This window comes from uncultured Thiodictyon sp., assembly GCF_903946935.1.
In the GTDB taxonomy this organism is placed as follows: Bacteria; Pseudomonadota; Gammaproteobacteria; order Chromatiales; family Chromatiaceae; genus Thiodictyon.
Genome location: NZ_CAJAXH010000203.1, coordinates 36,681 through 50,102, shown reverse-complemented (window position 1 = coordinate 50,102; position 13,422 = coordinate 36,681). Strand labels below are relative to the sequence as shown.

The 13,422-nt window shown below is 62.2% G+C and carries 11 protein-coding genes and 1 pseudogene; 5 read left to right on the top strand and 7 right to left on the bottom strand.

The genetic code is table 11. The features are described from left to right. The first annotated feature begins 448 nt into the window (after positions 1 to 448). Genes QZX93_RS17340 through lptF form a run of 3 tightly spaced genes read left to right on the top strand, consistent with a single transcriptional unit; the run spans position 449 to position 2,596 of the window. Positions 449 to 931, top strand: a complete 483-nt coding sequence (locus QZX93_RS17340; RefSeq protein ID WP_295392872.1) for a cyclic nucleotide-binding domain-containing protein — start codon at positions 449 to 451, stop codon at positions 929 to 931. 31 nt (positions 932 to 962) lie between these two features. Next, positions 963 to 1,445 carry a cyclic nucleotide-binding domain-containing protein gene (locus tag QZX93_RS17335; RefSeq protein ID WP_295392873.1) on the top strand — a complete coding sequence of 161 codons (483 nt, stop codon included), beginning with the start codon at positions 963 to 965 and terminating at the stop codon, positions 1,443 to 1,445. Between the two features lie 38 nt (positions 1,446 to 1,483). Then, positions 1,484 to 2,596, top strand: a complete 1,113-nt coding sequence (gene lptF, locus QZX93_RS17330) for an LPS export ABC transporter permease LptF (protein WP_295392874.1) — start codon at positions 1,484 to 1,486, stop codon at positions 2,594 to 2,596. A gap of 1,359 nt (positions 2,597 to 3,955) precedes the next feature. Here lptF and QZX93_RS17325 read toward each other — a convergent pair. The 7 genes and pseudogenes from QZX93_RS17325 to QZX93_RS17300 all read right to left on the bottom strand — a co-directional run bounded on the left by QZX93_RS17325 (position 3,956) and on the right by QZX93_RS17300 (position 11,060). Beyond that, positions 3,956 to 5,197, bottom strand: coding sequence for a DEAD/DEAH box helicase family protein (locus tag QZX93_RS17325; protein WP_295392875.1), 1,242 nt, complete (start codon positions 5,195 to 5,197; stop codon positions 3,956 to 3,958). Further along, complete coding sequence (locus QZX93_RS27445; protein ID WP_366760612.1) at positions 5,187 to 5,930, bottom strand: N-6 DNA methylase; 744 nt, start codon at positions 5,928 to 5,930, stop codon at positions 5,187 to 5,189. The genes QZX93_RS17325 and QZX93_RS27445 overlap by 11 nt, the downstream gene beginning before the upstream one ends. Beyond that, a pseudogene (locus QZX93_RS17320) lies at positions 5,884 to 6,672 on the bottom strand (class I SAM-dependent DNA methyltransferase); the annotation flags it as partial. The gene QZX93_RS27445 and the pseudogene QZX93_RS17320, both read right to left, overlap by 47 nt. 179 nt (positions 6,673 to 6,851) lie before the next feature. Beyond that, positions 6,852 to 7,661, bottom strand: a complete 810-nt coding sequence (locus QZX93_RS17315) for an ABC transporter permease subunit (RefSeq protein WP_295392877.1) — start codon at positions 7,659 to 7,661, stop codon at positions 6,852 to 6,854. Then, positions 7,658 to 8,566, bottom strand: a complete 909-nt coding sequence (locus QZX93_RS17310; RefSeq protein WP_295392878.1) for an ABC transporter permease subunit — start codon at positions 8,564 to 8,566, stop codon at positions 7,658 to 7,660. Before QZX93_RS17310 ends, QZX93_RS17315 begins: the two co-directional genes overlap by 4 nt. A gap of 231 nt (positions 8,567 to 8,797) precedes the next feature. After that, on the bottom strand, positions 8,798 to 9,931 hold the full coding sequence (locus QZX93_RS17305) for an ABC transporter ATP-binding protein (RefSeq protein ID WP_295392879.1): 1,134 nt from the start codon (positions 9,929 to 9,931) through the stop codon (positions 8,798 to 8,800). A 19-nt stretch (positions 9,932 to 9,950) separates the two neighbouring features. Further along, a complete protein-coding gene (locus QZX93_RS17300) occupies positions 9,951 to 11,060 on the bottom strand; it encodes a polyamine ABC transporter substrate-binding protein (RefSeq protein ID WP_295392880.1) in 1,110 nt (369 codons plus the stop codon). Between the two features lie 815 nt (positions 11,061 to 11,875). Here QZX93_RS17300 and hisB point away from each other — a divergent pair. Then, positions 11,876 to 12,481 carry an imidazoleglycerol-phosphate dehydratase HisB gene (gene hisB / locus QZX93_RS17295; protein ID WP_295392881.1) on the top strand — a complete coding sequence of 202 codons (606 nt, stop codon included), beginning with the start codon at positions 11,876 to 11,878 and terminating at the stop codon, positions 12,479 to 12,481. 179 nt (positions 12,482 to 12,660) lie between these two features. Next, positions 12,661 to 13,413 carry a 1-(5-phosphoribosyl)-5-[(5-phosphoribosylamino)methylideneamino]imidazole-4-carboxamide isomerase gene (hisA, locus tag QZX93_RS17290; RefSeq protein WP_295392882.1) on the top strand — a complete coding sequence of 251 codons (753 nt, stop codon included), beginning with the start codon at positions 12,661 to 12,663 and terminating at the stop codon, positions 13,411 to 13,413. Positions 13,414 to 13,422: the final 9 nt, after the last annotated feature.

The window sequence follows — 13,422 nt, the reverse complement described above, 5'->3', positions numbered from 1 at the left end:
GCCACCGCCTCGACCGCCCGCAGACGGTGCAGCGCCTTCTTCGTCATCTCGATGGTCTCCTCCGGCATCACGCCCCCTCGGTTGCCCAAAGGGGACATCTCTACATTGCACGGAGGGGACATTACTACTTTGGGTTAACAGTGCGCGACGCGCCCCTGGCCGAGCGACTCAAATTCTTGCAAAATGTGTCAGCAATAGGGAACTTTCACCGGCACTGCCGTCGACGGCGGCGGTGCGCTAAACTGCGGCGGCCACGGGGACCCGTGGTTACCGTGAAAGTCGCGCCGGGAGCGCGCTCCAATATGCCCTCCCCATTGGGGGAGGGCGGGGTGGGGGAACGGCTAAGGCGTCCGCCACTTTCATCTTTCGGGGTGCGCGGGCGCCATGGCCGTTAGCCGGATCGTCCGTCCGCCGTCTCCTTCCCGCTGCAACCACAGGCGACTGCTCGATGAATGAAGTGAACAAGTTGGAAACGCTCCAAAAATCGCTCCTGGCCGCCGATCTCGAGGAGGCCGACATGGCGGCACTCGCCGACCCGATGGGGGTGAGGACGGTGCCTGACGGTGAGATGCTGGTCGCCGAAGGGGGGGCGTGCCGGACACTGTTCGTTCTCGCCGCGGGCGCGCTGGATGTTTGCCGGGGGGCGGGCGGCACCGAGGAGATCATCTATCAGATGAAAGTGGGCGAGTGCGTCGGTGCCCGTGCCTTCGTCGACGGTTCGCCCTACATGATGGGGCTGCGTGCGGTAGGCGAGAGCAGCGTCCTGACCTTGGAGCCCGAGGCCTTCGAGGCGCTGGGCGAGCGCCATCCGCGGCTCATGTACCGGGTGATGCGTGCGCTCTTCCGTATCACCCACATCAACATGACACGGGTGTATTTCGAGGGTGCCGAGTTGCGTAATTATTTGTTGAAGACTGGCGGGCGCTATTGAGTGCCCGCTTGGAATAGCTGAGTACATACCGATGAATCAAGTAGATAAGCTGGAAGCGCTGCGCGCCTCCCACCTCGCCGCGGAGCTCGATGACACCGAGGCGCAGGCACTCGCCGGGCAGATGGGCGTCACTGCACTGAGCGACGGTGAGTTGTTGGTCTCCGAGGGGGACGACAGCCGCACGCTGTTCCTGGTCGCCGCGGGCGCAGTCAATGTTTCCCAGATCGTCGGCGGTCACGAGGAGGTGATCTATCAGATGCGCGCCGGTGAATTCGCCGGTACCCGGGCCTTCGTCGACGGTTCGCCGCGCAAGGCCGGGTTGCGCGCGGTCGGTGAGTGTACCGCTTTCACCCTTGAGCCTGCCGACTTTGAGTCGCTCGGCAAGCTTCATCCCATGCTGCTCTATCGGGTCATGCGCGCACTCTTTCGCATCACCCATACGAACCTGACGCGGGCCAACCAAGAGAGCACCCAACTGCGCAATTATATGCTCAGGACTGGCGGGCCCTATTGAGGGTTACTGGCCGCCCGGCCGCCCGGCGCCGCGCCCTTATGCTCCCGCTCGTCGACCGCTATCTGTTCAGCGAGGTCGCCAAGGCGCTATTGGCGATCTTGATCACGCTGATGTTGATCGTCACCAGCATGCTGTTTCTGCGGACCCTGGAAGAGGTGAGCCTGGGGGCGTTGAACGCCAACCTAGTGCTGCGGTTTCTGGGGTTGCAGCTGGTGCGCGATACCTCGACCCTGCTGCCGCCATCATTCTTTCTGGCCGCCCTCGGGGCGTTGACCCGGCTGGCCCGCGACAGCGAGTTGGTGGCGCTCAATGCCTGCGGCATCGGGCCGCGGCGCCTCTATCGGGCGCTCTTGCTGCTGGCGCTCCCGGTGGCCCTGGTCACCGGCTGGTTCGCCCTGATTCTGCAGCCCTGGGCGTCGGCTGGGATTGCCGAGATCCGACTCGCGCAGAAGGATCAGGCCACTCAGGTCGCCGGGTTGCAGGCCGGGCGCTTCTATGTAGAGGAGGACGGCCAGTCGATCATCTATGTCGGCTCCATCGCCAAGAGCCGGGAGCTCGAACGGGTGTTTATTCTGTCGCGACAGGGGAAAAAACCCATTTTAGTGGTAAGTGATAGCGGCCACCATCGGCTTGACCAGAAGACCGGCGACCATTTGATCACGCTCACCGATGGGCACCGTTTCGACGGCAATGCGGGTGAGGGCGATTACACGATCGGCCAATTCCGTGAATATCAGTTGCGGATCGACGGCCAGGGGCCGGAGCCGACCCAGGTGAAAAAGAATTCCACCACCCCGTCCCGGACCCTGTGGGCCTCCCCGGACCCGGCGGCCCAAGGCGAACTCCAGCACCGCATTGCCGCGCCGCTGGCGATCTTCACCCTCTTGCTGATTGCCGTTCCGCTAGTCGCTATCTCACCGCGGCAGAAGACTACCGGCCGTCTCGTGCTCGCCTTTCTGGCCTATTTCACCTTCTTCAACCTACAGCAGTTGGCGGAGACCTGGCTGGAGAACGGCACTACTCCGCTGTGGTTGACCAGCTTCTGGTATCAACTCCTGGTCGTGGCCCTGGTGTATCTGGTGATGCTGCCCGAGACGCCATGGTATCGGGGCCTGCGTGAGCGCTTCCGGCAGCGAGCCCCGACGGGGTGATCGCGGCCTGGGGCCGTCCCGGCGCCCGTAGGAGCGGCCCCCCGGCCGCGTCAAGGCCGATGGCTGCGGCGATGGCCCGCTCAGTAATATTGCCGGATATAGTTATACGCCTTCTCGAACAGCTCCTCGTCGGCGTGCAGCTTGTATTTGAACAGCGCCTTACGCAGCGCCTTCTTCACCTCGCGTTCGCCCGCCTGAGTGTCTTGCCAGCCGGGGAAGCGCACCAGGCGCACGATCTCATCGATATCGGTGACTACCCGCTCGACCATGATCGGCGTGTGCGCCGTCTTCACCTCGTTGAATAGCTCGGTCAGCGCCGCCTTGCCGCGATCCTCGTCCTGCGCGGCCGGTACCTCCTGCTCGGCCTGTAACAGCTCCCTGGCCAATTGCAGCAGTTGCTTCAGGAACTCCACGCTGTTCAGCGCCCCGGACTCGAAGCGGTCTTTCAATGCATCCAGGCGCTCAGAAAGCTGTTTGAACTTTGGATTCCCTTGATGCTTGCGCATCCGCCGATGCAGCTTGATCTCGATCTCTTTGGCGGTCTTGCGGTCGGGATTGGCGAGCACCGCCTCCAGCAAGTCCGCATCCAGCACCAGGGTGTCGAGGTCACCGCGGATCGCATCGACATGCACATTTTGATGGATCAGCTCGATCGTCTTGGCGCCCAGCGAATGCCAGATCAAGCGGCCGTGACCGCCGGCGGGCTGCACCGACTGATAGACCTGCGATAACCACTTGTAGTCGCTCTCGAAGGGGCCGAGCACGCTATCCGGTGACAGCGCCTCCCAAAGCCTGTTCAGCACGCTAAATTGTGCCGCAAACCGATCACGAGCCTCATTGTTGGGCAGGCACTGCTGTGCCGCAATCAGGCCCTCGTAACCCTGCTGGGAGCGATCGATGCAGGGGAGGAAGGCCAGACACCGCTGCATCGCCGCCGGCAGCTCAACTTTAAGCTCCTGGATGTTGCTGACCACCTGTTTGATGCCTTGGTCGCCGAACTCCAGCGCCGCCGCCACGTCATCGAAGATCCCCAGATAATCGACGATCAGTCCATGGGTTTTCTGCTCCGAATAGGTACGGTTCACCCGGCAGATGGCCTGCAACAGCGTGTGGTCGCGCAGCGGCTTATCGCGATACATGACCTGCAGGATCGGCGCATCGAAACCGGTGAGCAGTTTGGCCGTGACGATGATCAGCTTGAGCGGGTCGGCCGGGTCGCGGAGGCGGTCCAGCAGGCGTTCCTCCGCGTCCCGGCCGCGGTCATAAAGGGCATATTCCGGGTGCTCCTTCTTCTCGGTGGCCTGCACCGACATCACGATCTCGGACGCCTCCGGGGGCAACAGCCGGTCCAACTCGGCCTTATACAGCAGGCAGGACTCGCGATCGAAGGTCACGATCTGGCCCTTGAATCCATTGGGTTCGACCTTGCCCTGGAAGTGCGCGACCAGGTCCTCGCAGACGCGGCGGATACGCTCGGGCGTATTCACCAATACGGCCATCTTCGCCGCCGTCTTGGGCCAGGTTGTCGCGATCCAGGTCGGACAAGCCGCCGGTCAGCGCCTTGAATGCCGCATCGATGGCCGCCTTATCGATATGCAGGTCCACCAGGCGCGGCTCGAAATGCAGCTTGAGGGTCGAGCCGTCACGGATCGACTCCTCGAAGCCGTAGCGGCTCAAATAGCCCTTCTCATCCTCGTCCGCCCCGAAGGCGTAGAAGGTATTGCGGTCGGAGCGGTTGATCGGCGTGCCGGTGAGGCCGAACAGAAAGGCATTGGGCAGGGCCTCGCGCATCTTGCGGCCCAGGTCGCCCTCCTGGGTGCGGTGCGCCTCGTCCACCAGCGCGATGATATTGCCACGCTCGTTCAATGGGCCGCTTGCCTCGCCGAACTTGAAGATGGTCGTAATGATGATCTTGCGCACATCCTGCGCCAGCAGTTGTTGCAGCCGCTCGCGCGAATCGGCCTGCTCCAGATTCGGGATATCGGCGCGGGTGAAGTCACCGGTAATCTGGCTGTCGAGATCCACGCGGTCCACCACGATCAGGACGGTAGGGTTCTTGAGTCCCGGGTGCATTCGCAGTTTCTGCGCCGCGAACACCATCAGCAGCGACTTACCCGAGCCCTGGAAGTGCCAGATCAACCCCTTGCGGGGGAAGCCGGCGAGTACCCGATCAACAATCTTATTGGCCGCCTCGTATTGTTGATAGCGGCAGATGATCTTGATCCGGCGCTGCTTGCGGTCGGTGGCAAAGAGTGTGAAATTGCTCAGGATGTCCAGCAGCACCGCCGGGCGCAACATGCTCTGCGCCGAGCGCTTGAGCGTCTGCAACGGATGGTGCTGATCCTCTTGGCCCCTCCCCCCTTGTGGGGGAGGGTTGGGGAGGGGGGTATCATGCGCATGCCAAGGCCCCCAACCCTTCACCGGCAGCCCGATCGAACCATAATGATATTCCTTGCCCTCGGTGGCCACCGAGAACACATCTTTGGGGTTGAGGCCGTAAGCGGTTTCCGGCTCTTTGATCGCATTGGTTGGGACTGGCTGGACTGGGCCGGCGAGTAGGTCGCGGAGATAGGCTTCGACGGTGTTGGATTCAGTAAACATTGTTACCTCCAAGAAGCTTCTCTAGCGCCTGTTTTTTCAGTGCCAGATTAGCGTTTTGCCGATTTCTAACTTCATTAAGTGAGTTTCGTAAAGACGCTAGTTCATTGCTTGTCGCTATCTGGTCACTAATCGACATCGCCGGTATAAATATCTTTTTTAGGTCTGAGCCAGTAATGCCGGCTATAGTCGTGAAGCTCCTAATTCTAGTGATTTGCTGCGCTCCTTTTGGGCTCCGCAGCCATTCAAAGACAAATTTTGGTACTGCTTTTTCGGGGTCAAGCGTTACGCGAATAATAGATGACTCAAATATTACTGGCTCTGATAGGTCGCTCACCATTGAGCACTTTCCGGCTCCCTCGAGAACAATAGATCTTCGACCAAAAATCAGGTCGCATTGGTCTACCCAGTCCTGCTCGATCATTCGGGCGCGCATTGCCTGTTCCTCGTTGCGGAACAGTACACCATGCGGCCAGAGTACGGCGCACCGCCCCTTGGGCGTCAGGCTGGCCAGAATATGCTGCTGAAAGGCATAATCGGCCCGGCCCTGCGGCGGCGTGCCGAGAAAGTTGCGGCCCCATGGGTCCTGGGTCCAGGCGGCACGGTCCCATTGCTTGATCGAATAGGGCGGGTTGGCCAGGATCACGTCGAACGAACTGGCGCAGCCGGTCTCCGGCGCAATGACGCGGGTTGGCCAGGGTATCGCCCCGGATGATCTCAAAGTCTTCCACACCATGCAGGAAGAGGTTCATCCGGGCGATGGCCGAGGTCGTCAGGTTCTTCTCCTGTCCGTACAGCTTACCCCATAGCCGCTTCACGTCGCCGTGCCGATCCTTCACATGCGCCACGGCGGCGAGCAGCATGCCACCGGTGCCGCAGGCCGGGTCGTAGATGGTTTCGGTTTCGCGGGGGTCGAGCATATCGATCATCAGCCGCACCACGCTGCGCGGGGTGTAGAACTCACCGGCCTTCTTATTGGTGGCGTCGGCGAACTTCTTGATCAGATATTCGTAGGCATCGCCGAGCAGGTCGGAGGTCAGGTTACGATTGCCAAAAGGCAGTCGGGAGAAGTGTTCGATCAGGTCTTTCAGCAAGGCATCGGACAAACGATCCTTGTTCGACCACTGGGCGTCGCCGAAGACGCCATAGAGGCTATCGGGATTCGCCTTCTCGATCTCGCGTAGTGCCCGTTGCAATGCCGTCCCCACATTGCTCGCCTTGGCGCGGACCTCGTCCCAATGGCAGTCTTCTGGGATCTGGAAACGGTGCGATTCCGGGAACCAGGCCAGTTCTTCGTCGCCGCTGTCGGCGACCATGTCATCATATTCCTCGTCCCAGACGTCGCAGATGCGTTTGAAGAAGAGCAGCGGGAAGATGTAGGTCTTGAAATCCGCCGCATCCACCGGTCCGCGCAGGATGTTCGCGGACTCCCAGAGATGGCCTTCCAGTTGGCTCAAGTCGATCTGTTGTGCGGTCATTGTACTTTTCCTCGTCCCCCTGCTCCGCGATTGGGCCGGTATTCCATGGGGCGGTTTCCCGTAGCCTAGATGCAGCGCAGCGAAATCCAGGGTTCATTGTGCTTTGCCTTTCCCGCAAGTCCGTACCCGGATTGCGCTAGCGCTCCATCCGGGCTACGCCGGTCATGCGTCGTATGCTTTCAATGCCCCTTGGCCGCCGGCCGCTGTCGCAGCGAGAGCCCGGCGATGATGACTGCCACCGAGACGATCAGGACCACGATGGAGGCGAGTGCATTGATCTGGGGCGAGACGCCCATGCGGACGCTGGAGTAGACCACCATCGGCAGTGTGGTGGAGCCGGGGCCAGCGACGAAGGTCGAGATCACCAGGTCATCCAATGACAGGGTAAAGGCGAGCAGCCAGCCGGAGAGCAGCGCCGGGGCGATCAGCGGCAGGGTAATGCTCATATAGACCCGCAGGGGGCGGGCGCCCAGGTCCATGGCGGCCTCTTCCAGCGAGCGGTCCATTTGCGACAGGCGCGAACGTACCACCACCGCCACATAGGCCATGCTAAAGGTGATATGGGCGATGGTGATGGTGGTGAAGCCGCGCCCGTCCGGCCAGCCGATGGTCTGCTCCATGGTCACGAAGAGCAGCAGGAGCGACAGGCCGGTGATCACCTCGGGCATGACCAAGGGCGCGGTCAGCAGCAGTTGAAAGACCGTCCGCCCGCGAAACTTTCCGTGTCTTACCAATGCATTGGCCGCCAGGGTGCCGAGCACGACCGCAAAGCAGGCATTGGTGGCGGCGATGCGCACACTCAGCCACGCAGCGTCCAGCAATTGCTGATTCTGCATCAGCTCCAGATACCACTTGATCGAGAAGCCCGACCAGACCGTGACCAGCCGCGATTCGTTGAACGAATAGACGATGAGCAGCAGCACCGGGATATACAGAAAGGCGAAGCCCAGGCCCAAAAAGGTATAGAGCTTCCAGCGTCCGCGGTTCATAGTTCATCCCCTCCCATGCGGCTCTCCAGGCGCTGCATGAACACGAAAGGCACCACCAGCAGCCCGAGCAGACAGATGGCGAGTGCGGCGGCGAGCGGCCAGTCCTTATTGCCGAAGAACTCGGTCCACAGCATCTTGCCGATCATCAGGCTGTCGGGGCCACCCAACAGGTCCGGGATCACGAATTCGCCCACCACCGGGATGAAGACCAGCATGGAGCCGGCGACGATACCGGGCAACGACAGCGGTAGCGTGACCTTGAGGAAGGCCTTGAAGGGTCGGCAGCCCAGGTCCGCCGCCGCCTCCAACAGGCTGAAATCGAGCCGGGTCAGGTTGGCAAACAGCGGCAGGATCATGAAGGGCAGATAGGAATAGACCACCCCGATATAGATGGCGGTCTGGGTATGCAGTATGGTTAAAGGTTCATGGATGAGACCCAGCCACATCAGAAAATTATTGAGCAGCCCGTTGGGCTTGAGTATGCCGATCCAGGCATAGACACGGATCAGGAAGGAGGTCCAGAAGGGCAGGATGATCAACATCAACAGGATGACCCGGCGCCGCTCCGGCGAGGTGGCGATGGCATAGGCCATGGGGTAGCCGATCAGCAGGCATAGGACGGTGCAGACCAAGGCGATCCAGAGCGAATTGAGGAAGGCCGCCAGATAGAGTTCGTCGGTGAATACCGTCACGAAGTTCTGGAGATTGAGCTTGATCTGCAAGACCCCGTCGTCCACCCAAGACATGAGATCGGTATAGGGCGGCTGGGCGAGGGCCGTCTCCGCCATGCTGATATGCAAGACGATGGCGAAGGGCAGCAGGAAGAAGAGCCCCAGCCACAGATAGGGCGTGCCGATATTCAGTGCCCGCGACAGGTGCCGGTCGTGCAGATGGTGTTTAGTCATGAACACCATGCTATTACCCCCCGCCAGGAAGAGGGCTCACGCCAAGGCGCCAAGACGCCAAGAAGAGAATGACTACGGGTAGCCGCGGTCGCGGCTATTCCTGCATCCGTCCGGCTGTGGCGGCCAATGGGTATGCCTATAGGTTTCTGTCGCTTGCGCAATTTTTCTTCCCTTGGCGTCTTGGCGCCTTGGCGTGAGACTCTTCTTGTTGCATGTGGCGCGTGGTCCGTGTCATTCGGTCAGGACCACGCCGCTGGTCGGCGACCACTCCATCGCCACCTCCTGCCCCCAGGTCAAGGCCTGCTCGGTGCGTGGCTGGATATTGGTGAGGGTCATCTCCACCAGCAGCTCGGGGCTCACCCGCACCCGGTAGATCGACACGTCGCCCAAATAGGCGATGTCCTCCACCACCCCCTTGACCTGATTGACTCCGTCCTCCCGATAGGTCTGACAGATTTGGAGCTTTTCCGGTCGGATGGCCACCGTGACCGGGGTGCCGATGGCGTGGGGGTGGGAGCAGCGCATGTGCAGCCGCCGTCCCAGCTGGGTTTCCACCAACACCCGGTCGTCCTGAATCTCCGCCACCCGGCCATCGAACAGGTTGACCAACCCGATGAAGTCCGCAACAAAGCGGTATTCGGGATATTCATAGATGGTGGTTGGGGTGTCCACCTGGAGGATCTGCCCAGCATTCATAACGGCAATGCGGGTGGACATGGTCATCGCCTCTTCCTGATCGTGGGTCACGGTCACGAAGGTGATGCCGAGTCGCTCTTGCAGATTGACCAATTCAAACTGGGCACTCTCGCGCAGTCGCTTGTCGAGTGCGCCGAGCGGTTCGTCCAGTAGCAACAGCTTGGGGTGTTTGGCCAGCGTGCGGGCCAAGGCGGCCCGCTGGCGCTGGCCGCCGGAGAGTTGGTCCGGCTTGCGCTTGCGCAATTCGCCGATCTGCAACAGACCGAGCATCTCACCCACCCGTTCCGCGCGTTCCTTGCGCGGCATCCGGTCCTGTTTCAGACCAAATTCCACGTTCTGCTCCACCGTCATGTGGGGGAACAGGGCATAGGACTGGAACATCATATTGACCGGCCGGGAATAGGCCGGCAGATCGGTCACGTCCGCCCCGTCGATATAGATGCGCCCCGTGGTGGGGCGCTCCAGGCCGGCGAGCATCCGCAAGAGGGTGGACTTGCCGCAACCGGAACTCCCCAGGAGCGAGAAGAACTCGCCCTGAAAGATGTCCAGCGAGACATCATCGACCGCATAGACGTCATCGAATTTCTTGGTGACATGGTCGATGCGCACATAGGGCGCGGCCTTGGGGTCCTGCCAAGGCTCCAGCGTGCGCCGTTCGGGGTTCGTCATGTTGCTCTGGTCCCGCTGCTCAACGCTCGGCCTTGATGCGCGTCCACCGCTTATTCAGGTCGCGCTGCGCTTTGTCGGTCGGCGTCTTGAGTACGATGAATTTCTCCTTGACCGCAGCCGGGGGATAGATGCCGGGATCGGAGCGGACCGCCTCGGACACCAAGGGCGTGGCCGCGGTATTGGCGTTGGCATATTTTACGTGGTCGGTGATATGGGCGATCACGGCCGGCTGCAGGATGAATGCAATAAAGGCGTTGGCGGCGGCCGGATTGGGTGCGTCCTTGGGGATGGCCAGCACGTCGGTTGCCAGTACGGCGCCCTCCTTGGGGATGCGAAAGCCCACGGTGACGCCCTTGTTGGCCTCTTCCGCACGGCTCCTGGCCTGGAGTACATCGCCGGAATAGCCATGGGCAACACAGAGGTCGCCATTGGCCAAATCGCTGATATATTGGGACGAGTGGAAATAGCGCACGTTCTTGCGGGCGGCTCTTAAGACCTTTTCCGCGGCATCCAGGTCGGCGGCGGTGCGGCTGTTGGGGTCGCGGCCAAGATAGGCCAGCGCGGCGGCGAAGGCCTCGGTCGGGTCGTCCAGCATGCTGATGCCGCAGCCTTTGAGCTTTGCCGCCTGGGCGGGGTCGAAGAGGACGGCCCAGGTATCGGTCGGGGTGCCCTCGCCCAGGGCGGCCGTGACCTTGGTCACGTCGATCCCCAGTCCGGTGGTGCCCAGCAGATAGGGAACGAGATGGGCGTTGTCCGGGTCCAGTTCCTTCAGGCTCGCCATCACCGCCGGGTCGAGGTTGTCGAGCCCCGGCAGCTTGGACTTGTCGAGCGGTTGGTAGAGCCCGGCCTTGATCTGGCGGGCGCCGAAGGGCCGCGAGGTCGGGAACACCACGTCATAGCCGCTGCTGCCGGCGAACAGCTTGGCCTCCAGCACGTCGTTGTTGTCATAGAGATCCAGGACCGGCCGGATGCCGGTCTGCTTCTGGAACTCTTGCAGGGTGTCGGGCGCAAAATAGTCGTTCCAGTTGTAGATATGCACCGTCTCCTCGGCGTTGACGGGGGCGGTCAGTGACAACAGGCCTGCACACAGTGCAGGCAGGGCGAGGCGCAGGGCGTTGAACTTAGGCACCGGAGGTCTCCCAAGGCGAAGGGTTTAACGGGTGTTGTCGGCACTGACGCCCGGGGGTTTGGGTCGTGTGCGCGCACGGTCGCGATGCTACTGCAAAACCAGGCGCGGGAGTATCGCCCGAGGGACCATTTTCCGGTCTGCGGCGGCGCCCCGGTGTTGGCCGGTCCCGGACCTCGGTGCGAGGGGCGGCGTCTTGGCGGCGGGCGTCTCGCGGATGGTCGACAGGACGTTGACACCATTCGTCTGTCAGCCCGACGGGGATGGCGGCTCGCGATCAGCGCCGGAGCGAAATCAACCTTCATGGACGGCTCCATACGATCACGCGCGTAAAGCCATCCAGCTCGATGGATGCACCCGGGAACCAGAATTGAGGGGTTGCGCTGTACAGGAGGATTGCCGTTGGATTGGGGTGCCAGTGTCCGCGCACGGGGCCGCCTAGCAGCCTGTCGGACTTGATGGCGTAACCGATTGATTAAACAGGAAAACGACTTTTTGGCGCAAAAGAGGAAACTCTTTGCATTCAATCGGTTGCATCACTAAGTCCGACAGCCTGCTAGCTGGCGTTGAGTCAGCCATTGTTGCAAGGGCGGAAAGGTTTCCTCATCCAGGTCCTCAAGTCGTGCGGCATCATAGAGATCGCGTAGTCGGCGGGTGTCAAGGTCTGCGATGCTGGCGTCAAGTAGGGGTCTGAGGTCGAATGCTTGCTGTAATCCCGGGTGCCGGCAACCGGTCGGGTAGGGCCGCGCCCGCGACCTGTGGTTAAATAGCCGGTCTGCGCGCCCGCCGCGATCGCCTCAGGCCGAGCCCTAACATCCATGACAGCCGACACCAACCACCGCACCGCCCGGGTGGTACGCAACACCCTGGAGACCCGCATCCAGGTCAGCCTGGACCTGGACGGGACCGGCCGGTCCAGTTTCCAGACCGGGCTGCCCTTTCTGGACCACATGCTGGACCAGGTGGCGCGTCACGGGCTGATTGACCTGGAGGTGGCGGCCGAGGGCGATCTGCACATCGACGCCCATCACACCGCCGAAGATTTGGGCATCACCCTGGGTCAGGCCCTGAGTCAGGCGCTTGGCGACAAGAAGGGCATCCGCCGTTATGGGCACGCCTATGTGCCGCTGGACGAGGCCCTCTCACGGGTTGTCATCGATCTGTCCGGGCGCCCGGGGCTTGTGTTTCACTGCGACTTCACCCGCCCACTGATCGGTGCCTTTGACGTCGACCTGTTCCACGAGTTCTTCCAGGGCCTGGTCAACCATGCCGGGCTCACCCTGCACATCGACAACCTGCGCGGGACCAACGCGCACCACCAGGCCGAGACCATCTTCAAGGCCTTCGGTCGGGCGCTGCGGATGGCGGTGGAGCCGGACGCGCGCATGGGCGGTATCCTGCCGTCCACCAAGGGCGCGCTTTAGTCCTAACGGCTCACGCCAAGGCGCCAAGCACGCCAAGTGCCGACGATTTTTGTCGCGACTGAACTCACGGCGAAGGTCAGCTCCCAAGGGCGTATTTTCTTGGCGATCTTGGCGCCTTGGCGTGAGACGACATAAATGTCCGGGCGAGTCCCCGGCCCAGCGATTTTGAGGTAACTGCCTTGCTCCTGATTCCCGCCATCGATCTCAAGGACGGCCGCTGCGTGCGCCTGCGCCAGGGCCGCATGGAGGACGAAACCGTCTTCTCCGACGACCCGGTGGAGATGGCCGGGCGCTGGGTGGGGCAGGGCGCGCGGCGCCTGCACCTGGTGGACCTCAACGGCGCCTTTGCCGGTGAGCCGGTCAACGGCGCGGCCATCCGTGCCATCGCCGCGCGCTATCCGGACCTGCCGATTCAGGTCGGCGGCGGCATCCGCGACGAGGCGACCATTGCCGCCTACCTGGCCGCCGGGGTGAGCTTCTGCATCATCGGCACCCAGGCGGTGACCGAGCCCGCCTTTGTCGCGCGTGCCTGCCGTGCCTTCCCCGGTCACATCATCGTCGGGCTGGACGCCAAGGACGGTCAGGTGGCCATCAAGGGGTGGGCGGAGATTACCGAGCACCGGGTGGAGGAGCTGTCCAAGCGCTTCGAGGGCGATGGCGTCACGGCCATCGTCTACACCGACATCGGACGCGACGGCATGATGACTGGCCCCAACATCCCCGCCACCCGCGCGCTCGCCGCGGCGGTGGCGATCCCCATCATCGCCTCGGGCGGTATCACGGATTTGGATGATATCCGCGCCCTGGCGCAGGCCGCCCGGGTGGAGCACGGCCCTGGTATCACCGGCGCCATCACCGGCCGTGCCATCTACGAGGGCACGCTCGACTTCGCCGCCGGGCAGCGCCTGGCCGATCGACTGGCCGCCGCCTAATCCGTGAAT

Excerpts from the sequence above, each read along its gene's own strand:
- QZX93_RS17340 (WP_295392872.1), top strand. The coding sequence starts at position 449 with ATGAATGAAGTGAACAAGTTGGAAACGCTCCAAAAATCGCTCCTGGCC.
- QZX93_RS17335 (WP_295392873.1), top strand. The coding sequence starts at position 963 with ATGAATCAAGTAGATAAGCTGGAAGCGCTGCGCGCCTCCCACCTCGCC.
- lptF (WP_295392874.1), top strand. The coding sequence starts at position 1,484 with ATGCTCCCGCTCGTCGACCGCTATCTGTTCAGCGAGGTCGCCAAGGCG.
- QZX93_RS17325 (WP_295392875.1), bottom strand. The coding sequence starts at position 5,197 with ATGTTTACTGAATCCAACACCGTCGAAGCCTATCTCCGCGACCTACTC.
- QZX93_RS27445 (WP_366760612.1), bottom strand. The coding sequence starts at position 5,930 with ATGGTGTGGAAGACTTTGAGATCATCCGGGGCGATACCCTGGCCAACC.
- QZX93_RS17315 (WP_295392877.1), bottom strand. The coding sequence starts at position 7,661 with ATGAACCGCGGACGCTGGAAGCTCTATACCTTTTTGGGCCTGGGCTTC.
- QZX93_RS17310 (WP_295392878.1), bottom strand. The coding sequence starts at position 8,566 with ATGACTAAACACCATCTGCACGACCGGCACCTGTCGCGGGCACTGAAT.
- QZX93_RS17305 (WP_295392879.1), bottom strand. The coding sequence starts at position 9,931 with ATGACGAACCCCGAACGGCGCACGCTGGAGCCTTGGCAGGACCCCAAG.
- hisB (WP_295392881.1), top strand. The coding sequence starts at position 11,876 with ATGACAGCCGACACCAACCACCGCACCGCCCGGGTGGTACGCAACACC.